The 20,916-nt window shown below is 67.4% G+C and carries 18 protein-coding genes and 1 pseudogene; 11 read left to right on the top strand and 8 right to left on the bottom strand.

Annotated features, from left to right (window positions below):
- Positions 1-28 precede the first annotated feature (28 nt).
- Entirely contained in the window at positions 29-1,321 is a 1,293-nt protein-coding gene (locus G154_RS17405; RefSeq protein ID WP_019510465.1) for a CBS domain-containing protein, read from the bottom strand.
- Positions 1,322-1,346: 25 nt separating this feature from the next.
- On the opposite strand from G154_RS17405, the gene G154_RS17400 reads away from it, so the two are divergent.
- On the top strand, positions 1,347-2,306 hold the full coding sequence (locus G154_RS17400) for a CoA ester lyase (protein ID WP_023986122.1): 960 nt from the start codon (positions 1,347-1,349) through the stop codon (positions 2,304-2,306).
- A 4-nt stretch (positions 2,307-2,310) separates the two neighbouring features.
- Here the strand turns inward: G154_RS17400 and G154_RS17395 are convergent, their stop codons facing one another.
- Together G154_RS17395 and G154_RS27310 are read right to left on the bottom strand one after the other, a co-directional pair.
- A complete protein-coding gene (locus tag G154_RS17395) occupies positions 2,311-2,706 on the bottom strand; it encodes a DUF4190 domain-containing protein (protein WP_019510463.1) in 396 nt (131 codons plus the stop codon).
- Positions 2,703-3,413, bottom strand: a complete 711-nt coding sequence (locus tag G154_RS27310) for a DUF4190 domain-containing protein (protein ID WP_019510462.1) — start codon at positions 3,411-3,413, stop codon at positions 2,703-2,705. The genes G154_RS17395 and G154_RS27310 overlap by 4 nt, the downstream gene beginning before the upstream one ends.
- Before the next feature lie 127 nt (positions 3,414-3,540).
- Between G154_RS27310 and G154_RS17385 the strand changes: the two genes are divergently transcribed.
- From G154_RS17385 to G154_RS17360, 6 genes are all read left to right on the top strand, one after another.
- Positions 3,541-4,041, top strand: coding sequence for a general stress protein (locus G154_RS17385; protein ID WP_019510461.1), 501 nt, complete (start codon positions 3,541-3,543; stop codon positions 4,039-4,041).
- A gap of 150 nt (positions 4,042-4,191) precedes the next feature.
- A complete protein-coding gene (locus tag G154_RS17380; protein ID WP_019510460.1) occupies positions 4,192-5,559 on the top strand; it encodes an ABC transporter substrate-binding protein in 1,368 nt (455 codons plus the stop codon).
- On the top strand, positions 5,556-6,458 hold the full coding sequence (locus tag G154_RS17375) for a carbohydrate ABC transporter permease (protein ID WP_019510459.1): 903 nt from the start codon (positions 5,556-5,558) through the stop codon (positions 6,456-6,458). Before G154_RS17380 ends, G154_RS17375 begins: the two co-directional genes overlap by 4 nt.
- 8 nt (positions 6,459-6,466) lie before the next feature.
- The gene (locus tag G154_RS17370; RefSeq protein WP_174241790.1) at positions 6,467-7,291 is read left to right on the top strand and encodes a carbohydrate ABC transporter permease; all 825 of its coding nucleotides are present in this window, start codon (positions 6,467-6,469) and stop codon (positions 7,289-7,291) included.
- A gap of 3 nt (positions 7,292-7,294) precedes the next feature.
- On the top strand, positions 7,295-8,467 hold the full coding sequence (locus G154_RS17365; protein ID WP_019510457.1) for an ABC transporter ATP-binding protein: 1,173 nt from the start codon (positions 7,295-7,297) through the stop codon (positions 8,465-8,467).
- Complete coding sequence (locus tag G154_RS17360; protein WP_019510456.1) at positions 8,467-9,060, top strand: suppressor of fused domain protein; 594 nt, start codon at positions 8,467-8,469, stop codon at positions 9,058-9,060. Before G154_RS17365 ends, G154_RS17360 begins: the two co-directional genes overlap by 1 nt.
- A gap of 65 nt (positions 9,061-9,125) precedes the next feature.
- Here the strand turns inward: G154_RS17360 and corA are convergent, their stop codons facing one another.
- Positions 9,126-10,232, bottom strand: coding sequence for a magnesium/cobalt transporter CorA (corA, locus tag G154_RS17355; RefSeq protein WP_019510455.1), 1,107 nt, complete (start codon positions 10,230-10,232; stop codon positions 9,126-9,128).
- A 121-nt stretch (positions 10,233-10,353) separates the two neighbouring features.
- Here corA and G154_RS17350 point away from each other — a divergent pair, with 121 nt between their 5' ends.
- Both G154_RS17350 and G154_RS17345 read left to right on the top strand, forming a co-directional pair.
- Entirely contained in the window at positions 10,354-11,523 is a 1,170-nt protein-coding gene (locus G154_RS17350; RefSeq protein ID WP_019510454.1) for an NADP-dependent malic enzyme, read from the top strand.
- The gene (locus G154_RS17345) at positions 11,405-12,370 is read left to right on the top strand and encodes a glycine betaine ABC transporter substrate-binding protein (protein ID WP_187697566.1); all 966 of its coding nucleotides are present in this window, start codon (positions 11,405-11,407) and stop codon (positions 12,368-12,370) included. The genes G154_RS17350 and G154_RS17345 overlap by 119 nt, the downstream gene beginning before the upstream one ends.
- A gap of 4 nt (positions 12,371-12,374) precedes the next feature.
- On the opposite strand, the gene G154_RS27160 is transcribed toward G154_RS17345, so the two are convergent.
- Complete coding sequence (locus tag G154_RS27160; protein ID WP_023986119.1) at positions 12,375-13,202, bottom strand: SDR family oxidoreductase; 828 nt, start codon at positions 13,200-13,202, stop codon at positions 12,375-12,377.
- 123 nt (positions 13,203-13,325) lie between these two features.
- Positions 13,326-14,117, bottom strand: a pseudogene (locus G154_RS27155) (alpha/beta fold hydrolase); the annotation flags it as partial.
- Positions 14,118-14,240: 123 nt separating this feature from the next.
- On the opposite strand from G154_RS27155, the gene G154_RS17335 reads away from it, so the two are divergent.
- Positions 14,241-14,597, top strand: a complete 357-nt coding sequence (locus G154_RS17335; protein WP_019510451.1) for a DUF732 domain-containing protein — start codon at positions 14,241-14,243, stop codon at positions 14,595-14,597.
- A 75-nt stretch (positions 14,598-14,672) separates the two neighbouring features.
- Here the strand turns inward: G154_RS17335 and G154_RS17330 are convergent, their stop codons facing one another.
- Together G154_RS17330 and G154_RS17325 are read right to left on the bottom strand one after the other, a co-directional pair.
- Positions 14,673-18,482: a multifunctional oxoglutarate decarboxylase/oxoglutarate dehydrogenase thiamine pyrophosphate-binding subunit/dihydrolipoyllysine-residue succinyltransferase subunit gene (locus G154_RS17330; protein WP_023986118.1), complete on the bottom strand. Its 3,810-nt coding sequence runs from the start codon at positions 18,480-18,482 to the stop codon at positions 14,673-14,675.
- A gap of 143 nt (positions 18,483-18,625) precedes the next feature.
- The gene (locus G154_RS17325; protein WP_019510449.1) at positions 18,626-19,375 is read right to left on the bottom strand and encodes a hypothetical protein; all 750 of its coding nucleotides are present in this window, start codon (positions 19,373-19,375) and stop codon (positions 18,626-18,628) included.
- A 250-nt stretch (positions 19,376-19,625) separates the two neighbouring features.
- Between G154_RS17325 and G154_RS17320 the strand changes: the two genes are divergently transcribed.
- The gene (locus tag G154_RS17320) at positions 19,626-20,828 is read left to right on the top strand and encodes a multidrug effflux MFS transporter (protein ID WP_023986117.1); all 1,203 of its coding nucleotides are present in this window, start codon (positions 19,626-19,628) and stop codon (positions 20,826-20,828) included.
- Positions 20,829-20,916 lie beyond the last annotated feature (88 nt).

The raw sequence follows: 20,916 nt of genomic DNA, 5'->3' as shown, positions 1-20,916 counted from the left end.
TCCCTGGACGCGTTGCTGTCGGTCCGGGTCACGTCGTGGACTCCTTCATGATCACCGGCTCACCCTCGTGCTCGCGCCAGTCATCGGGCAGCAGGTGGTCCAGCACGTCGTCGACCGATACCGCGCCCAACAGGTGGTTTTCCTCGTCGACCACCGGCCCGCACACCAGGTTGTAGGCGGCGAAGTAGCGGGTCAACGCGCCGAGCGGTTCGTCGGGGCGCAGGCTCGGCAGGTCGGTGTCGACGATGCCGCTGACCAGCGCCGCCGGCGGTTCACGAAGCAGTCGCTGCAGGTGCACACAGCCCAGATAACGGCCGGTCGGGGTGGCCGTCGGCGGGCGCACCACGAACACCAGCGAGGCCAGCGCCGGGGTGAGATCCGGGTCGCGGACCCGGGCCAGCGCCTCGGCGACGGTGGTGTCGGGCGCCAGCACCACCGGTTCGGAGGTCATCAGACCGCCGGCGGTGTTCGGCGAGTGGCTGAGCAGGCGTCGGACGTCCTCGGAGTCCTCGGGATCCATCCGGCGCAGGAACTGTTCGGCATCGGCGGGTGCCATCGACCCCAGCAGGTCGGCGGCGTCGTCGGGATCCATCGCCTCCAGCACGTCGGCGGCGCGATCGGTCTTGAGCTGGCGCAGCACGGTGGCCTGCTCGTCTTCGGGTAGTTCCTGGAGTACATCGGCCAGCCGCTCGTCGTCGAGGGCGTTGACGACCTCGAACCGACGTTTCGCCGGCAGGTCGCGGATCGCGTCGGCGACCTGGACCGGGCGTTGGCCCTGGAACTGTTCGAGCAACTGGGCGACGCCCTGATCCGGCATGGCCAGACCGGATGGTGTCAGGCCGTGCACATGCTTCCAGTCCACCGAGTAGACGTTGCTGCGCCGGCCCAGGCGGCGTTGCGGGCGGACGGCGACCTTGGTCACCATCCAGTCCCTGGTGCGGGTCTGTTCGATACCCAGATCGACGACGACGACGTCCATCCCGGCCAGCTGCTCCAGATCGGGATCGTCGACCCGCACGCGGGTTTCCAGCACCTGGCCCAGTGCCAGCACCTCACCGGGGCGCTGGGAGAACCTGCGCAGCGAGACGTTTCCGGTGGACAGCGTCACGGTGCCGGGCTCGATCGCGGTGACACGCAGAATCGGTACGAAAATCCTTTTGCGGGTGAGCAATTCGACGACCAGGCCGAGAACGCGTGGTTGTTGGCGGACGATGCTGATGCTCACCACGATGTCGCGGACCCGCCCGACGGATTCGCCGTCCGGGCCCAGCACGACCATGCCCGCAAGGCGGGCCGCATACACCCGGGTGACCGCAACCATGGGACAAAGCGTAGAGACTTGAGCCGTGGACAACCTGTATCGCCCCCGCCGAACCTGCCTGTCCGTTCCGGGTAGCAGCGACAAAATGATCGAGAAGGCCAAAACGCTCGCCGCCGACCAGGTGTTTCTGGATCTGGAGGATGCGGTGGCGGCCGACGCCAAGACCGAGGCGCGCTCGCGCGTGGCCGCCGCGCTCGCCGAGCCGGGTTGGTCGGACCAGGCGCTGCGCGGGGTGCGGGTCAACGACTGGACCACGCCGTGGACGCATGCCGATGTCATCGAGGTCGTCGCCGCCGCCGGCGCGCAGCTCGATCTGATCGTGCTGCCCAAGGTCTCCGACGCCACCCATGTCCATGCCCTGGATCTGCTGCTGACCCAGCTGGAACGGTCGCATGACCTGCCCGTCGGGCGCATCGGTATCGAACCGCAGATCGAGGACGCCAAGGGCTTGGTCAACATCAACGCGATCGCCGCCGCACCGCGGGTGCAGGCGCTGGTGCTGGGCCCCGGTGACATGGCGGCCAGCCTGAACATGCGGACCCTCGAGGTTGGTGGGCAGCCCGACGGCTATGACATCGGCGACGCGCACCACCATGTGCTGATGACGATCCTGGTCGCCGCCCGTGCCCACGGCATCAACGCCATCGACGGCCCGTACGTGAAGGTGCGCGATGTCGAGGGTTTCCGCCGCGTCGCGGGCAGGTCCGCCGCCCTGGGGTACGACGGTAAGTGGGTGCTGCATCCCGACCAGATCGCCGCGGGCAACGACTTGTTCAGCCCGCGCCAGGCCGATTACGACCGTGCCGAACTGATCCTGGAGGCCTATGCGTGGCACACCTCGCGGGCCGGCGGTGCGCGCGGGGCGGTGATGCTCGATGACGAGATGATCGACGAGGCCAGCCGGAAAATGGCATTGGTGGTGGCGGGCAAGGGCCGCGCGGCGGGTATGGCCCGCACCGGAGAGTCCTATCGGCCGCCGGCGTAGCGCCTCAGTGCAGGGCCACGCTGCCGGCGATCAGTCCGATCCACAACAGCGCTCCGAGGACCATGACGACGGTCGCCAGCGCGCCGACGATCGTCGCGGCCAGTGCCAGCCCGTAACCGTCCTGACCGGTTCTCTTGGTCTGGCGCATGGCGATCACCCCGAGGATCAGCCCGGCCACCGACGGAAGTCCGCAGAAGACCAGCCCGGCCAGTGCGCTGACCAGTGCCGCGATCGCCATGCCGTTCGTGCCCGGCGGGCGGTGGGGCGGATAGCCCGCGTACGGCGGGTAGCCCGGGTAGGGCGGATACGGCGCCCAGGTTGCGGGCGGGTAGCCCTGTGGGGGCAGCGGCGGCGGAAGGCCGGGATCGTCGGGATGGCCGTACGGGTGACCGCCGGTCATGGGGAGACGCTGGCGAGCGCGCCGATGAAGATGCCCAGCGCTATCCCGGCGGCCAAGACCAGACCGCCGAGGACGATGCCGGAGATGGCCAACTCCTTGCCGCGCTGTCCGGTCCGTTTGATCTGGTTGAGCGCGACGATTCCCAGCACGATGCCGGCGATCGTTGCGGGGATCCCCATGATGAAGCACAGGAAGAACAGCGGGACGGCCAGCCCGGAACAGACCAATGAGGCGACCGCCATGCTGTTCTGCGGGACCGCCGCGGGCCCGCCGTAGGGTGCCGGATATCCCGGGGGATAGCCGCCAGGGCCGCCATAGGGTGGCGGTGTGCCGAACTGGGCCTGCGGCATGGGCGGTGGGCCGAACCCCGGCGGCGGATACGGCGAGCCGATGCCTTGCGGGGCGCCGTAGCCCGGTGGCGGCGGCGGGTATCCGGTGGCCGCGTAGTCAGGGGTCGTGTATCCGGGGTTCGCATATCCGGGGGTGGCATAACCCTGCTGCGGATAACCCGGCGGCTGGACCGGTGGGGGCGGCTGGCTGTACCCGTATGCGGGCGGCGGGGTGTAGTCCGGGTAGCCCGGCGTCTCGGCTGGACGCTCGATCGGTGGCGCCTCGTATCCGGAGGCGGACGGTTGCGAACTCGACTCGGCCTGCGAACCCGGCTCCGACGGCGGGGTGGCTGGTGCGTCCTCTCCCGGATTGCTCATGCCCCAAACGTAGCGTACGTGCTGGTGGTGGTGTTGATTCGGCGATCGGGACGCGGGTACCCATGATGGCGCGCAGCGGCATAGGGTTGTTCGCATACCGGCTTGTCTACGTGAGGAGAGCAGAGTCATGACGGGTCCCCTTCGACCAGGCCAAGATCCGGGTGCTCGCGGGCCCGCCGCGCTGCCGACACCACCCAAGGGCTGGCCCATCGGCTCCTACCCGACCTACGCCGAGGCCCAGCGTGCGGTGGATTACCTCTCCGATCAACAGTTTCCGGTGGAGCAGGTCACGATAGTTGGCGTCGACCTGATGCAGGTCGAGCGCGTCACCGGCCGGCTGTCATGGCCCAAGGTGCTCGGCGGCGGTGTGCTGTCCGGGGCGTGGCTGGGGTTGTTCATCGGTTTGATCCTCGGCTTCTTCAGCCCGAGCCCGTGGGGTGCACTGGCCACGGGTCTGATCGCCGGCGTGTTCTTCGGCCTGATCACCTCGGCCATTCCGTACGCGATGGCGCGTGGCACAAGGGATTTCAGCTCGACACTACAGCTGGTCGCCGGCCGCTACGACGTGCTGTGCGACCCGCGCAGTGCCGAGCAGGGGCGGGATCTGCTGGCACGCTTGACGATCTGATGGGCCGACGCGCCCGGCAAGTGGTTGCATAGTACGCGCCTATGGCTCTACGTTGGCCCCGCGGAGGTTTCTCCTGCAGGTCGCCACGGCGGCGACATCGGACGCAAACGGAGGCCGGTAGTGCGCACACGACGGCTTTGTGCGGCGGTGATGGCTGCATTGACGGCCGGGTCGGTCATGACGGCGTGTGGTTCCGCCGACGACGGCATCGTCATCAGCTATTACACACCCGCCAATGAGATGGCAACGTTCACCGCTGTTGCGCAGAAGTGCAATGAGCAACTCGGCGGCCGCTTCACGATCAGGCAGGTGTCGTTGCCCAAGGGCGCCGACGACCAACGCCTGCAGTTGGCCCGCCGGCTCACCGGCAACGACAAATCGCTGGATGTGATGGCCCTCGACGTGGTGTGGACCGCGGAGTTCGCCGAAGCCGGTTGGGCACTTCCACTCTCGGACGATCCGGCCGGGCAGGCCGAGGCCGACGCCACCGAGAACACGCTGCCCGGGCCGTTGGAGACCGCCAAGTGGCAGGACAAGCTGTACGCGGCACCGATCACCACGAACACCCAATTGCTCTGGTACCGAGCCGATCTGATGCCCGCTCCGCCGACGACATGGGATCAGATGGTGGCCGAGGCCAAGCGCCAGTACGCCGCGGGCGGGCCGAGTTGGATCGCGGTGCAGGCCAAGCAGTACGAGGGTCTGGTGGTGTGGTTCAACACGCTGCTGGAAAGCGCCGGGGGACAGGTGCTCTCCGATGACGGTCAGACCGTCACCCTGACCGACACCCCGGAGCACCGTGCCGCGACGGTGAAGGCGCTGCAGACCATCAAGGACGTTGCCACCGCCCCGGGTGCGGACCCGTCGATCACCCAGACCGACGAGGGCACCGCGCGGCTCGCGCTCGAACAGGGCAAAGCCGCGTTGGAGGTCAACTGGCCGTTCGTGTTGCCGTCCATGCTGGAGAACGCGGTCAAGGGCGGCGTGCCGTTCCTGCCGCTGAACCAGGACCCGGCGTTGACCAGTGCGATCAACGATGCGGGCAGCTTCTCGCCGTCCGACGAGCAGTTCAACATCGCCTACGACGCGAGCAAGAAGGTATTCGGGTTCGCCCCATTCCCAGCCATGGTCGACGGTGAGCAGGCCAAGGTCACCCTCGGCGGGCTCAATCTGGCCGTCGGCAAGAACACCCAGCACAAGGCCGAGGCCTTCGAGGCCATCCGTTGCCTGCGCAATGTCGACAACCAGCGCTACACCTCGGTGGAGGGCGGGCTGCCCGCGGTGCGGGCCTCGCTCTACGACGACCCGGCCTTCCAGCAGAAGTACCCGCAGTACGAGATCATCCGGCAACAGCTGACCAACGCCGCGGTGCGTCCTGCGACGCCGGTGTACCAGGCGCTGTCGACCCGGATATCGGCAACGCTGGCCCCGATCACCGATATCGATCCGGAGCGGACCGCCGACGAGCTGACCGAACAGGTGCAGAAGGCGATCGACGGGAAGGGGCTCATTCCGTGAGCGCGAAGACGGGCACGGATGACCTCGCCGCGCAGCGACGACTTGCCTTCTGGTTGATCAGCCCCGCGGTGTTCCTGATGTTGGCGGTCACCGCATACCCGATCGGCTACGCGGTCTGGCTGAGCCTGCAGCGCTACAACCTGGCCGCGCCCGACGATGTCGAGTTCATCGGCCTCGGCAACTACCAGACCATCCTCACCGACCGGTATTGGTGGACGGCCTTCGTGGTGACGGTCGGTATCACCATCGTCTCGGTGGTCATCGAGTTCGTGCTCGGCATGGCGCTGGCACTGGTCATGCACCGCACCATCTTCGGCAAGGGCACGGTGCGCACCGCGATCCTGGTGCCCTACGGCATCGTCACCGTCGCGGCGTCCTACAGCTGGTATTACGCATGGACGCCGGGGACGGGATATCTGGCCAACCTGCTGCCCGACGGCAGCGCGCCGCTGACCGAACAGCTTCCCTCACTGGCCATCGTCGTGCTGGCCGAGGTCTGGAAGACGACGCCGTTCATGGCGCTGCTGTTGCTCGCCGGGTTGGCCCTGGTGCCCCAGGACTTGCTGAATGCGGCCCAGATGGATGGCGCCGGGCCGTGGAAGCGGCTGACGAAGGTGATCCTGCCGCTGATCAAACCGGCAATCCTGGTCGCCCTGTTGTTCCGCACCCTGGACGCGTTCCGCATCTTCGACAACATCTATGTGCTCACCGGTGGCGCCAATGACACCGGGTCGGTGTCGATCCTGGGCTACAACAACCTTTTCAAGGCATTCAACCTCGGGTTGGGCTCGGCGATCAGCGTGCTGATATTCCTGTGCGTCGCGATCATCGCGTTCATCTTCATCAAGATCTTCGGAGCTGCGGCGCCGGGTAGCGACGAGGAAGGGGCGCGCCGATGAGCGAGCAGGTGAATGCCCGCCGCGCGACCGGGTGGGCGATCGTCAACGTCATCGTCGTCCTGTATGCACTGATCCCGGTGCTGTGGATCCTGTCGCTGTCGCTCAAGCCGACATCGTCGGTCAAGGACGGCAAGTTCATCCCCGAGCAGATCACCTTCGACAACTACAAGGCGATCTTCGAGGGCAACATCTTCACCTCAGCGCTGGTCAACTCGATCGGCATCGGGCTGATCACCACGCTGATCGCGGTCACCATCGGTGGGATGGCCGCCTACGCGATCGCCCGGTTGGCCTTCCCCGGTAAGAAGCTGCTCGTCGGGGTGGCGTTGCTGATCGCGATGTTCCCGCAGATCTCGCTGGTGACACCGATTTTCAACATCGAGCGCCGGCTCGGGCTGTTCGACACCTGGCCCGGCCTGATCATTCCGTACATCACGTTCGCGCTGCCGCTGGCGATCTACACCATGAGTGCCTTCTTCAAGGAGATCCCATGGGATCTGGAGAAGGCGGCCAAGATGGATGGCGCCACGCCGGGCCAGGCGTTCCGCAAGGTGATCGCGCCGCTGGCCGCGCCGGGCATCGTCACCGCGGCCATCCTGGTGTTCATCTTCGCCTGGAACGATCTGCTGTTGGCGCTGTCGTTGACGGCGACCGAGCGGGCCATCACCGCACCGGTGGCGATCGCCAACTTCACCGGCAGCTCGCAGTTCGAGGAGCCCACCGGCTCCATCGCGGCGGGCGCGATGGTTATCACCATCCCGATCATCATCTTTGTTCTCATCTTTCAGCGACGGATCGTGGCCGGGTTGACCTCCGGCGCGGTGAAGGGGTAAGTCATGGCCGAAATCGTGCTGGAAAACGTGTCGAAGAGTTATGCCGGTGGCGCCACCGCGGTCAAGGACCTGTCGCTGACGATCGCCGACGGTGAGTTCATCATCCTGGTCGGGCCGTCCGGTTGCGGGAAGTCGACCACGCTGAACATGATTGCGGGGCTGGAGGACATCAGTTCCGGTGAACTGCGCATCGGCGGCGAGCGGGTCAACGACAAGGCGCCCAAGGACCGCGATATCGCGATGGTGTTCCAGTCCTACGCGCTGTATCCGCACCTGTCGGTGCGGCAGAACATCGCCTTCCCGCTGACGCTGGCCAAGGTCGGCAAGGACGAGATCAATCGCAAGGTCGAGGAGACCGCCAAGATCCTTGATCTGGCGAACCTGCTGGACCGCAAGCCCGCTCAACTGTCCGGCGGGCAGCGGCAGCGAGTTGCCATGGGGCGGGCCATCGTCCGTAACCCCAAGGCGTTCCTGATGGACGAGCCGCTGTCGAACCTCGATGCCAAGTTGCGCGTGCAGATGCGGACCGAGATCGCGCGGCTGCAGAGCCGGCTGGGCACCACCACGGTCTATGTCACCCACGATCAGACCGAGGCGATGACGCTCGGTGATCGCGTCGTGGTGATGCTGGCCGGTGTCGCGCAGCAGATCGGCACCCCCGAAGAGCTGTACAACACCCCGGCCAATCTCTTCGTCGCCGGGTTCATCGGCTCGCCGGCTATGAACTTCTTCCCGGCTTCGCTCACCGACGGGGGCATCGAGCTGCCGTTCGGTGAGGTGATGCTCTCCGACGAGGCGCAGCGGGTGTTGGAGCAGCATCCCGCGCCCCGCAACGTCATCGCCGGTATCCGGCCCGAGCATTTCGACGATGCCGCGTTGATCGACACGTACTCGCGGATCCGGGCGGTCACCTTCGAGGTCGACGTCGACCTGGTCGAATCGCTGGGCGCCGACAAGTACCTGTACTTCCGCACCGAGGGTTCCGGGGCCAAGTCGGCGCAGCTCGAGCAGCTGGCTGCCGAATCCGGAACCGGTGAGAACGAGTTCGTGGCTCGGGTTTCCGCGGATTCGAAGGTGCGCGCGGGAGGCAAGGCCGAGCTGGCGGTGGACACCTCCAAGCTGATGATCTTCGACGCCGACTCCGGGGTGAATCTGTCGATCCCGCCGGTGGGCTAGTGACCGACGTTCTGGCCGAGGTGCGCCGGGGGGTGCGAGAGCACTTCGCCGATGCCGGTGTGCTCGGCGACCCCGGCGAGGCCAGCGTGACCTTTCTCGGCGCCGACCGGATCGACATCCTGCGCTTCGGTCCCGACGGCGCTGGTGTCAATCACTATGTGTCGCTGGGCTGTTCGCGATATCCGATGGCCGATCCGACGGATCTGGTCGCCGACGGGGTGCGCGGGCCGCGTGCCGAGGTGATGGTGTCGTTGCGCCCGCCCAGCCCGGTCGGCTTGGCCAAGTCCATCGCCATACTCGCCGCCGCCCCCGCGGTCGAGGGTCTGGTGCTCGAACCCGACGCATTGATCGATCTGAGCGGCCCACTGTTCGAGGCCGCGCCGTTCACGGCATTCCTGTTGAGTGCCGGCCCGGTTGCCGATATCGAGCTGGGGGAACCGTTGTCGGCGGTGACAGTGCTGCAGGCCACGCCGATCACCCCCACCGAGGCGGCCTGGGTGCGGCTCAAGGGCGCCGAGGCGATGCGTGAGGCCTGGCGCACCGACGGCGTCGACGTGTTCGACCCGCACCGCCGGGCATCCGAGCCGTCCTGATTTCGGTGATTTGTGGAGCCGCAGCCGCGTCGGTCACGGCTCAGACTCCACAAATCGCAGGAAAACTAGAGCCAGTGGTTGCGGCGGAACTGCCGATACAGCAGCGTGCAGATGGTCAGCATCGTCAGCAGCACGGCCGGGTAGCCGTAGGTGGCCTTCAGCTCCGGCATGTTCTCGAAGTTCATCCCGTAGATGCCGGCCATCGCGGTGGGCACCGCGGCGATGGCCACCCATGCCGAGATCTTGCGCATATCGGTGCTCTGCTGCATTCCGACCTTGCCGACGGCGGCCTGCACCAGTGAGCTGAGCACCTCGTCGTAGCTGGCGATGCGGTCCGAGGCGCTGGTGTTGTGGTCCAGGACATCGCGCATGTAGCGACGGACCTCTTTGGAGATCAGGTCGTTGTGGTCGGATCCCAGTCGCTGCAGGGCCGTCGTCAGCGGACTGACCGCGCGACGCAGCTCGACGATCTCGCGCTTGAGCATGTAGATGTTCTCGATATCGGTCGGCGAGCTGGGGGAGAAGACGTTCTCCTCCATGGCGTCGATATCGGTCTCCACCCGATCGGTCACCTCGAGATAGCCGTCGACGACATGGTCGGCGATCGCGTGCATCACCGCGTACGGGCCGAGCGCGCAACTGGCCGGCGAGTTGTCCATCGCGCGGCGCACCCCGGCCAGCCCGCTGTGGTCGCCGTGGCGGACCGTCACGACGAAATCGGTACCCACGAAGATCATGATCTCGCCGGTCTCCACGATCTCGGGGGCGCTGGCCACCGAGTCGTGCTCGACGTAGTTCACCGTCTTGAGCACCAGGAACAGGGTGTCGTCATAGCGCTCCAGCTTCGGGCGCTGATGGGCGTGCACGGCATCCTCGACCGCCAGTTCGTGCAACCCGAACACGTCGGCGACGGCTTGCATCTGGTGTTCGTCGGGTTCGTGCAGACCGATCCAGACGAACGCCGTGGTTCCGGTGGCCTCGATCTCGCGGACCTTGTTCAGGGCCGCGGCGTGGGTGTATTTGCCGGGCAGGCGCGCGCCGTCGCTGTAGACCCCGCAATCGACCATCGCTTGCGAGACCGGCACGTGGATGCTGCGGGCATCCGGCTCGGCGGTGGCGCGGCGCGCGGCAGGGCGCAGCTTGGACGGTGACGGCGTGCGGAACGTCGGCATCGCTACCTCCCAGCATCACAGGACAATCCGGGCAGAATGTTACTCGTCGGTCGCATTTCCAACCTCTCACCAGCGGGGTTGGGGTGCCGGTGAGTTGAATGGATGAAGTAGCGTCGAGCGCATGTCCGAACTGGTGCGAACCCCACAGGTTGTCGTCGACGACGCCGAGATCTTTGCCGCCCACGAGGGTGGAAAGCTCTCGATCGATCTGAAAGCGCCGCTGGATACCCAGCGTGCACTGTCGATCGCCTACACCCCGGGCGTAGCCCAGGTCAGCCGCGCGATCGCTGCCGATGCGACGCTGGCCAAGAAGTACACCTGGGCCAACCGGCTGGTGGCCGTCGTCAGTGACGGCAGCGCCGTGCTGGGCCTCGGCGATATCGGCCCGGCCGCCTCGCTGCCGGTCATGGAGGGCAAGAGCGCGCTGTTCAAGACCTTCGGCGGCCTGGACTCGATCCCGATCGTGCTGGACACCAAGGACCCCGACGAGATCGTCGAGACGCTGATCCGGCTGCGCCCGACGTTCGGGGCGGTGAACCTGGAGGACATCTCGGCGCCGCGCTGCTTCGAGATCGAGCGCCGTGTCATCGAGGCGTTGGACTGTCCGGTCATGCACGACGACCAGCACGGCACCGCGATCGTGGTGCTCGCCGCCCTGCTCGGTGCGGTCAAGGTCCTCGATCGGGAGATCACCGACCTCAAGGTCGTGGTGTCCGGGGCCGGCGCCGCCGGCGTGGCCTGCACCAACATCCTGCTCAACAGCGGGATCAGCGACATCATCGTGCTGGACAGCAAGGGCATCGTCGAAAGCGGCCGGTCCGACCTGAACTCGTTCAAGGCCGAGCTGGCGCAGCGCACCAACCCGCGCGGACTCACCGGCGGGGTCGCCGAGGCGCTCGACGGCGCCGACGTGTTCCTCGGTGTGTCGGCCGGGCTGGTCCCCGAGGAGTTCATCGCCACCATGGCGCCGGGCTGCATCGTGTTCGCGCTGTCCAACCCCGACCCCGAGATCCACCCCGACGCGGCCCGTAAGTACGCCGCGGTGGTCGCGACCGGTCGCAGTGACTTCCCGAATCAGATCAACAATGTGCTGGCCTTCCCCGGCGTGTTCCGCGGTGCCCTGGACGCGGGCGCCCGTCGTATCACCGAGGAGATGAAAGTGGCCGCCGCGCATGCGATCTTCTCCGTCGTCGGGGACGACCTCGCCGTCGACCACATCGTGCCGAGCGCGCTGGATCCGCGGGTCGGTCCCGCGGTCGCCGAGGCCGTGGCCGCAGCCTCCGGGGTCTGAGATCGGTTCGGCGATCCGGTATCTGGCAGTCGCGCTGATCGCACTGCTGGTCGCCGGTTGCGGTGGGCAGACGCCGCCGCCACCCTCGGTGGCGGTGGGTGCCGGCCCCGATGCCGAATCGGCTCTGCTTGCCCACCTCTATGTCGCCGCGCTCGGCTATTACGGCAGCGCAGCGCATATCAAGGAAGTCCGGGACCCGTTGGGCGCGTTGGACTCCGGGGATGTCGACGTGGTGCCGGCCTTCACCGGCCGGGCGCTACACCGGTTCGCCCCCGACGCGCCCGCCCGCTCGGCGGCACAGGTGTACCGCGCGATGGTCGGATCGCTACCGGAGGGGCTCGGTGCCGGTGACTACACCGAAAGCGCCTCGGACAAGCCGACTGTGGCCGTGACCGGGCGTACTGCCGCGGACTGGGGGGCCACCGATGTGCTGGCACTGGTCGGCCGGTGCGCGGAACTGGAACCCGGTGCGGTGCGCGGTGCCCAGGTGCCCACCGTGCTGGGAGCCTGCACGCTGCCCGCGCCGCGCGAGTTCGCCGATGCCGTGGCGATGCAAGCCGCGCTGCGCAGCGGCCGGATCAACCTGGCCTGGACGACGGCTGCCGCACCCGATCAGCCCGAGGACCTGAGCGTGCTGTCCGACCGCACGGCGCTGATCCGGGCCGAGAACATCGTCCCGGTGTTCCGGCGCAACGGATTGACCCAGACCCAGCAGCGGTCGGTCAACGAACTGGCCGGTGTGCTCGATACCGATGCGCTGGCCCAGATGCGGTCCGAGGTCACCGCCGGGGGTGAGCCCGGCGCGGTGGCGGGTGCCTGGCTGGGCACCCACCCGCTGGGGCATTAGGCGCCTACTTGGGGATCAGGCCCTTGGCGACCGACGAGAACAGCTTCTGATAGCCGCCGGAGCCGGTGATCCTGATCAGCACGTCCAGGATCTTGGCGTCGGCGCCGACGAGCACCCGGGCCCGGTCCTTGCGGACCGCTTCCAAGATGATCTGGGCGGCCTTCTCCGGGCTGGTGCGGGCAAGTTTGGTGTCGAAGGCCTTGGCCATCTCGGCGACGTCGATGCCCTCGGCCGCGGTGGCGTTGCGCGCAATCGCGGTCTTGATGCCGCCGGGGTGTACGCAGGTCACCCGGACCGGGTGCTTGTTGATCGCCATCTCCTGGCGCAGCGCCTCGGTGAAACCGCGCACCGCGAACTTGGCCGAGTTGTAGGCCGCCTGGCCGGGCACCGCGAACAGGCCGAAGACGCTGGAGACGTTCACGACGTGCCCGTCACCGGAGGCGATCAGGTGGGGCAGGAACGCCTTGGTGCCGTTGACGACACCCCAGAAGTCGACGTCCATGACGCGTTCGATGTCCTTGAAGGAACTGACCTCGATATCGCCCTGGTAGGCGATGCCTGCGTTGTTGTAGATCTGGTTGACCTTGCCGAAGTGTTCCTTGACGGCATCGGCGTAGAGCTCGAAGGCCTCACGCTCGGTGACGTCGAGGCGGTCGGCCTTCACCGGGGCGCCGATGGCCTTGAGCCGCTCCTCGGTGACGGCCAGGCCCTCGGTGTCGACATCGCTGATCGCCAGCTTGGCGCCCGAGCGGCCCAGCTCGACGGCCAACGCCTGCCCGATTCCCGACCCGGCTCCCGTGACGACGGCAACTTTTCCGGCGAAGCCCTCCATGCACGCACTCCTCTGCGATCGACTGTCTACGCGATTGTGTCCGACCTTAGCCGTTACCGGCGGTACCGAGCCCGACAGGGTCGGTCCGTTCTCCACGAAAGCGGTGACGAGCTCGGCGAACTCGTCGGCCCGCTCGATCTGCGGCATGTGCCCGGTCGCGGTGAACAGGTGGACCTGGGCGTCGGGGAACTGTCGCCGTGCCGCGGCCAGATGCGCCGCGGGAAGGATGCGGTCGCGGTCACCCCAGATCAGCAGGGTGGGCCGGGGATGCGCGGCGACGGCGTCCAGCAACTGGGTTCGCCACTGGGGCCGGACGCCGCGCATGGTGCCGAGGTGGTTGGCCATCTCGAGCAGGAATTCACCGGTGCCGGGCTGGGCGGCGATGCGCAGCGCATGGTCGATGCGTTCGCGGGTGGCCAGCGACGGGTCGGCGAACAGTCGCCGTTCCATCAGCCGGGCACCGGCCGGGGTGCTGCGGGTGGCGAGGTAGCGCCCGATTCCGGGAAGCGAGAGCATCCGCAGCAGCGCGGTGACCTCGGCGCCGAAACCGGCGCTGTTGACCAGGGTGAGGCTGGCGACGCGGTCGGGGTGCGAGGCCAACAGTTGCATGGCCACCGCACCGCCGAGTGAGTTGCCGATGACATGGCACGGTCGGTCCTCGTCGAGCGCGGCCAGTGCCCCGGCCACCCCGTCGGCCACGGTGGCCAGGTCGGCGGGGCCGTCGCGACGTGCGGACCGGCCGAATCCGGGCAGGTCGACCGCGATCACGTAGAAGCGCCCGGACAACCGCTCGATCTGCTCGGTCCAGTCCTCCAGGCTGCGGCCGATACCGTGCAGCAACAGCAGCGGGGTGTCGGCTCGATCACCGGCGGTCAGGGCGCGGACGGTGCGGCCATCGACGTTCACGACGTGCATCCGATCATGATGTGATGACTGTTACCCGTTGGCCAGAGGCAAAACGCACCCGATCGAGGTTCATGCGGTGCACTCTGTGCGATCCGGTTGTAATGATCCGGCGCTCGGAAGCGATTTCCCACCATGATGCGTTTGCGATTGGCGGCTGCCGCCGGTGCCGCCCTGTCCATCGGTCTGCTGGCCGCAGCCCCCGCCCAGGCGGACCCGGCCGGTGACTTCCTCAACACCCTCGACGGCACCGGCCTGAGCACCCTCAACCCTGCCGATGCCGTGGCTGCCGGGCAGTCCGTCTGCCCGATGTTGGCCGACGGCGGCCAGAACCTGGCCGATGTCGCCGGCCGGGTGTCCGAGACCATCGGCCGCCCGATCGGGCCCGCCACCATGTTCACCGGGTTCGCCATCTCGGCGTTCTGCCCCGGCGCGGTCACCTCGATCGCCAACGGTGAGTCGCCCGTCCCGCTGGGGCTGCTGGGCTTCTAGCGCCACGAGCGTGCACGAACTGCGCCCCGACACCGAAGTGTCGGGGCGCAGACACGCACGCTCGGCGGGATCAGGTCAGGGCGCGAACGCCTCGTCGAGGATCTCCTGCTGTTCGACGGCATGGACCTTCGACGACCCGGACGACGGCGCGCTCATCGCACGCCGCGAGATCCGCTTGATGCCGGTCAGCTTCTCGGGCAACAACTCCGGCAGGGACAGCCCGAAGGTCGGCCACGCACCCTGGTTGGCCGGCTCCTCCTGCACCCAGAAGTACTGCTCGACATTCGGGTACTGGTCCAGCGTCGCGTTGAGCCGGCGCCGGGGCAGCGGGTAGAGCTGCTCGATACGCACGATGGCGATATCGTCGCGCTTCTCCTTGGCCTTGCGCGCGACCAGCTCGTAGTAGATCTTGCCGCTGGTCAGCAGCACGCGCTTGACCTTCGACCGGTCGCCGTCGCCGTCCTCGTAGGTCGGCTCCTCGAGCACCGAGCGGAACTTGATCTCGGTGAAATCGCGTACCTCGGAGACCGCGGCCTTGTTGCGCAGCATCGACTTCGGGGTGAAGACGATCAGCGGCCGATGGATGCCGTCGAGCGCGTGGCGGCGCAACAGGTGGAAATAGTTGGCCGGCGTGGACGGCACCGCGACGGTCATCGACCCCTCGGCGCATACCTGCAGGAAACGCTCGATCCGCCCCGAGGTGTGGTCGGGGCCCTGGCCCTCGTGGCCATGCGGCAGCAGCAGCACGACGTCGGAGAGCTGACCCCACTTGGCCTCACCGGAGGAGATGAACTCGTCGATGATGGACTGGGCGCCGTTGACGAAGTCGCCGAACTGGGCCTCCCACAACACGATCGCCTCAGGGTTGCCCACCGAGTAGCCGTATTCGAAGCCGACCGCCGCGAACTCCGACAGCGCCGAGTCGTACACCTCGAGCCGGCCGCCGTTGGGGTTGCCGTCGGCGTCGGTGGTCAGCAGATCGATGGGGGTGAACTCCGCACCGGTCTTGCGGTCGATGATCACCGCGTGCCGCTGGGTGAAGGTGCCGCGGCGCACGTCCTGGCCGGTCAGCCGAACCGTCTTGCCTTCGGAGACAAGCGATCCGATGGCCAGCAGTTCGCCGAACGCCCAGTCGACCTTGCCCTCGTAGGCCATCTCGCGACGCTTGTCGAGCACCGGCTGCACCCGCGGGTGCACGTTGAAGCCCTCCGGTACGGCCAGGTGGGCGTCGCCGATGCGGGCCAGCACGGACTTGTCGACGGCGGTGTTGAGGCCCTTGGGCGTCTGCTGGTCGGCCTCTACCGATTCGCTCGGCTCGATCTCGTGCTTCTCCAGCTCACGGACCTCGTTGAACACCCGCTCCAGTTGGCCCTGGTAGTCGCGCAGCGCGTCCTCGGCCTCCTTCATCGAGATGTCACCACGGCCGATCAGCGCTTCGGTGTAGGACTTGCGGACACCGCGCTTGGTGTCGATGACGTCGTACATGCCGGGCTGGGTCATCGACGGGTCGTCACCCTCGTTGTGGCCGCGGCGGCGGTAACACAACATGTCGATGACGACGTCCTTGTTGAACTTCTGGCGGAAGTCCATGGCCAGCTTGGCCACCCACACACACGCCTCGGGATCATCGCCGTTGACGTGGAAGATCGGCGCGCCGACCATCTTGGCCACGTCGGTGCAGTACTCGCTGGAGCGCGAGTCGTGCGGCGAGGTGGTGAAACCGATCTGGTTGTTGACGATGATGTGGATGGTGCCGCCGGTGCGGTACCCGCGCAGCAGCGCCAGGTTCAGCGTCTCGGCGACCACACCCTGGCCTGCGAAGGCGGCATCGCCGTGCAACATCATCGGCACCACCGAGAACGCCGGCTGCTCGTTGCCGGCCTCGAAGTCGATCATGTCCTGCTTGGCCCGGACCAGACCCTCCAGGACCGGGTCGACGGCCTCCAGGTGGCTCGGGTTGGCGACCAGCGAGACGGCGATATCGTTGTCGCCGAACATCTGCAGGTACGTGCCGGTGGCACCGAGGTGGTACTTCACGTCACCGGAACCGTGGGCCTGGCTCGGGTTCAGGTTGCCCTCGAACTCGCTGAAGATCTGGCTGTAGGGCTTGCCGACGATATTGGCCAGCACGTTGAGCCGGCCGCGGTGCGGCATACCGATGACGACCTCGTCGAGACCGTGCTCGGCCGCCTGGTCGATCGCGGCATCCATCATCGGGATGACGGTCTCCGCACCCTCCAGCGAGAAGCGCTTCTGCCCGACGTATTTGGTCTGCAGGAACGTCTCGAAGGCCTCTGCGGCGTTGAGCTTGCTCAGGATGTACTTCTGCTCGGCGACCGTGGGCTTGTCGTGCTTGGTCTCCACGCGCTCCTGGATCCAGCGCTGCTGCTCGGGCTCCAGGATGTGGGTGTACTCGACCCCGACATGGCGGCAGTAGGCGTCGCGCAGCACCGAGAGCACATCGCGCAGCTTCTTGTACTCGGCGCCGGCGAACCCGTCGACCTTGAACTCGCGGTCCAGGTCCCACAGCGTGAGGCCGTGGGTCAGCACGTCGAGGTCGGGGTGGCTGCGGAACCGCGTCTTGTCCAACCGGAGCGGATCGATATCGGCCATCAGATGCCCGCGGTTGCGGTAGGCCGCGATCAGCTCGATGATCCGGGCGTTCTTGTCGAAGATCGAGTCCGGGTTGTCGGTGCGCCACCGGACCGGCTCGTAGGGGATACCGAGTTCGCGGAAGATCTCGTCGTAGAACTCGTCGTCGAGCAGCAGGGTGTGCACGGTCCGCAGGAAGTCGCCGGACTCCGCACCCTGGATGATGCGGTGGTCATAGGTCGACGTGAGCGTGATCAGTTTGCCCACACCCAGTTCGGCGATGCGCTCCTCGGAGGCGCCCTGGAATTCGGCGGGGTACTCCATGGCGCCTGCGCCGATGATGGCGCCCTGGCCGCGCATCAGCCGCGGCACCGAGTGCACCGTGCCGATGGTGCCGGGGTTGGTCAGCGAGATGGTGACACCGCCGAAGTCCTCGGCGGTGAGCTTGCCGTCGCGGGCGCGCCGGACGATGTCCTCGTAGGCGGCGATGAACTGCCCGAAGGCCATCGTCTCGCACTTCTTGATGGCGGCGACCACCAGCGTGCGGTTGCCGTCCTTGCCGGGCAGGTCGATGGCCAGGCCGAGATTCGTGTGAGCCGGTGTGACCACATTCGGCTTGCCGTCGACCTCGGCGAAGTGCCGGTTCATGTTGGGGAACTTCTTGACCGCCTGCACGATGGCGTAGCCGAGAAGGTGGGTGAAGCTGATCTTGCCGCCGCGGGTGCGCTTGAGGTGGTTGTTGATGACCACGCGGTTGTCGATCATTGCCTTGGCCGGAATGGCCCGCACGCTGGTGGCGGTGGGCACCTCCAGCGAGAAGTTCATGTTCTTCACGACGGCGGCGGCCGCACCGCGCAGGACGGCGGTCTGGTCATCGGTGGCCGGCGCGGCAGTGGGCGTCTTGGGCTTGGCCGGTTCGGCCTTCGCAGCAGGCTTCTCGGCGGGCTTTTCCGCCGGCTTCTGGGTGGGCTTCGATTCCGGCTTGGTGTCCGACGTGGTGTCCGACTTGGCCGCGGACTTGGCGGGCTTGTCGGCCGGGGCAGCCGGCTTGGCGGGAGCGGAGCCGTTGGAGGAGGGGGCGGCGGTCGTGTTGGTGGTGGTCTTGTTGGTGGTGGTCGGGGCAGGCGCTGCGCTCTTGGCGGGCTCGCTGCCCCCGTCGACCGGTTCCGGCGCGTAGTCCACGAGGAACTCGTGCCAACTCGAATCGACCGACGAAGGATCCTCGCGGAACTTGCGATACATCTCTTCGACGAGCCACTCATTTTGTCCGAAGGGTGAAGGTGCACTGCTCACAGCAGCTTTTCGCCTCGATTCCATCTGCTCACGGCAGGCGTCGTGCTACGCCACCCGCCCCCTGGATATGTGCGGTTTACCCGCGTTTTGCCGCCCTAAAGGCTACGCCTCGGAGTACACCCCCACCATGAGAGTGGGACTTGTCACTCAGAGTTAGCCGCGGGAAGTACGTGCAGTGTCGATGGCCAGCGCGCGGGCGGTTTTCCGAACGCCAGCCGGGCGTTGCCGACGATCTTCTTGCCCATCAACCGGTTGCCCATCCCGCCGACGACGGCACCGACACCGACCGGGAGCAACTTGCCGAACGCCAGCGCCCCGCGCTTGAGCGCGTACTTCTTGACGAAGTACTTGACCAGCCGGTTGTTCAGCTGGGACACCACAGGCAGCGGCAGGGTGGCCGCGCCGTCGGAGATCCACGCCCCGCTGGTACGTCCACCACCGACCAGGTCGGCGACCGCACCCTTACCGTCCTCGCCGACCAGCACCGCGAGCACCAGCGCGCGCCGGCGCTCGCGGTGATCGGCGGGAATGCCGTGTATCTCGGCCACCGCCAGCACGAACACCGCGGTCGCCTCCAGGAACACCACCGTCTCACCGGCCACCGCTGACAGCGCGGCCAACGTGCCGATACCGGGGAACGCGGCGGCCGAGCCGACCGCGGCACCGGAGGCCATCACCGCGGCCAGGTAGTGCTTCTCGCACGCGGTGACGATCTCGGCCGGGGTGGCATCGGGACGCTGGCTGCGCAGCCGCTGCACGTAGGCGGTGACCGCCGGTCCCTGCAGACGGTTGCTGCGCTCCAGGATCTGGGACAGCGCCTTGGCGGCGGCGCTGGGGTCCTCGTCGACGCGGTCGCGGGTGGCTGGCAGGTTCTTGCTGGAGCGGGCGTTCATCGGCGCACTTCCCTTCGCATCCTCGGGTCATTCCCGCGGTGCCTGTGGAATACCCAGGCTAACGTGCCTTCAACGTCTGAGATGGCGCTCTGGTGCCCGGCGCGCCCGCGGCCGTCAACCGGGCCGCCTTCGCGGTGAGTCGCGGTGGTCGGGAAGAAAAAACCGATGTGCGTTGCTGTCCCTACCCGTGACACCATCGCCGACCGTGACAACCGAGACCCGAACGGATGGTGCGCCGAACCGGCTGCGGATGATCGCGGTGCTGGGACTGATGGTGGCGCTCGGGCCGCTGACCATCGACATGTACCTGCCCGCGCTGCCGCGGATCGCACAGGACCTCACGGTGTCCTCCTCGATGGTGCAGCTCACCCTCACCGGCACGCTGGCGGGGCTGGCCCTCGGCCAGTTGGTCATCGGCCCGCTGTCGGATTCGTTGGGCCGTCGGCTGCCGCTGATGGCGGGCATCGCCATCCATATCGTGGCCTCACTGATCTGTCTGTTCGCCCCGAATATCGCGGTGCTCGGCGCCGGCCGCGTGCTCCAGGGTTTCGGTGCGGCCGCCGCCTCGGTGGTGGCGGTCGCGGTGGTCGGTGATCTGTACGTCGACAATGTGGCGGCGACGGTGATGTCGCGGTTGATCCTGGTGCTCGGGGTGGCACCGGTGATCGCGCCGTCACTCGGCGCGGCGGTGCTGCTGCACGCCTCCTGGCATTGGGTTTTCGCGGTGCTGGTGGTGCTGGCCGCCGCGCTCTTGCTACTGGCGGCGCTGGCCCTGCCCGAGACCCTGCCCGTCAGCCACCGGCGTCCGCTGCAGGTGCGCGGGATCGCGCGCACCTATGCCGGTCTCCTGCGCGACCCGCGCTTCGTGACGTTGGTCGCCGTCGCGGGATTGAGCATGGCCGGGCTGTTCGGCTACATCTCGGCCGCGCCCTTCGTCCTGCAGGGTGACTACGGGCTGAATCAGCAGATGTTCGCGTTGGTGTTCGCAGGCGGGGCGGTTGTCCTGATCGGCTCCACCCAGTTCAATGTCGTGCTGCTGCGCCGGTTCGCTCCGCAGCAGATCATGGTCGCCGCCCTCGGTGTGTCGGTCGTGGCGGGCATCGTGTTCATCGCGCTGGCGTTCACCGGTGCGGCCGGCCTGACCGGATTCCTGGTACCCGTCATGGTGATCCTCGGGGCGATGGGGCTGGTGCTGCCCAACGCGCCGGCGGTCGCGTTGTCGCGGCACTCCGAAGCCGCGGGCACCTCGGCGGCGTTGCTGGGTGCCGCCCAGTTCGGCATCGGCGCGGCCGTCGCCCCCTTGGTCGGGGTGCTCGGCAACAGTGAATTCGCCCTCGCCCTGGTGATGTTGGTGGGATCGGGTGTCGCGCTGCTCGGCCTGCTGACCGTCGGCGCGCCCGCCCAGCAGGACGGATCGGCGTCGTCGGCCGCGATCGCGACCGATACGGTCTGACCGAGGATCTCGACGATCCGACCCGACTTGTCGGGAAACGGGCCGAACCGTACCGTCGGTCCGGTCGCCACACCCCCCGATGACGAGT

This window comes from Mycobacterium sp. VKM Ac-1816D, from assembly GCF_000416385.1.
Taxonomy (GTDB): Bacteria; Actinomycetota; Actinomycetes; order Mycobacteriales; family Mycobacteriaceae; genus Mycobacterium; species Mycobacterium neoaurum_A.
Note: the sequence above shows the minus strand (reverse complement) of the source record. Positions and strands in the feature narration are given on the sequence as shown.

Excerpts from the sequence above, each read along its gene's own strand:
- G154_RS17405 (WP_019510465.1), bottom strand. The coding sequence starts at position 1,321 with ATGGTTGCGGTCACCCGGGTGTATGCGGCCCGCCTTGCGGGCATGGTC.
- G154_RS17395 (WP_019510463.1), bottom strand. The coding sequence starts at position 2,706 with ATGACCGGCGGTCACCCGTACGGCCATCCCGACGATCCCGGCCTTCCG.
- G154_RS27310 (WP_019510462.1), bottom strand. The coding sequence starts at position 3,413 with ATGAGCAATCCGGGAGAGGACGCACCAGCCACCCCGCCGTCGGAGCCG.
- G154_RS17385 (WP_019510461.1), top strand. The coding sequence starts at position 3,541 with ATGACGGGTCCCCTTCGACCAGGCCAAGATCCGGGTGCTCGCGGGCCC.
- G154_RS17380 (WP_019510460.1), top strand. The coding sequence starts at position 4,192 with ATGGCTGCATTGACGGCCGGGTCGGTCATGACGGCGTGTGGTTCCGCC.
- G154_RS17365 (WP_019510457.1), top strand. The coding sequence starts at position 7,295 with ATGGCCGAAATCGTGCTGGAAAACGTGTCGAAGAGTTATGCCGGTGGC.
- corA (WP_019510455.1), bottom strand. The coding sequence starts at position 10,232 with ATGCCGACGTTCCGCACGCCGTCACCGTCCAAGCTGCGCCCTGCCGCG.
- G154_RS17350 (WP_019510454.1), top strand. The coding sequence starts at position 10,354 with ATGTCCGAACTGGTGCGAACCCCACAGGTTGTCGTCGACGACGCCGAG.
- G154_RS17345 (WP_187697566.1), top strand. The coding sequence starts at position 11,405 with ATGCGATCTTCTCCGTCGTCGGGGACGACCTCGCCGTCGACCACATCG.
- G154_RS27160 (WP_023986119.1), bottom strand. The coding sequence starts at position 13,202 with ATGGAGGGCTTCGCCGGAAAAGTTGCCGTCGTCACGGGAGCCGGGTCG.
- G154_RS17335 (WP_019510451.1), top strand. The coding sequence starts at position 14,241 with ATGATGCGTTTGCGATTGGCGGCTGCCGCCGGTGCCGCCCTGTCCATC.
- G154_RS17325 (WP_019510449.1), bottom strand. The coding sequence starts at position 19,375 with ATGAACGCCCGCTCCAGCAAGAACCTGCCAGCCACCCGCGACCGCGTC.
- G154_RS17320 (WP_023986117.1), top strand. The coding sequence starts at position 19,626 with ATGATCGCGGTGCTGGGACTGATGGTGGCGCTCGGGCCGCTGACCATC.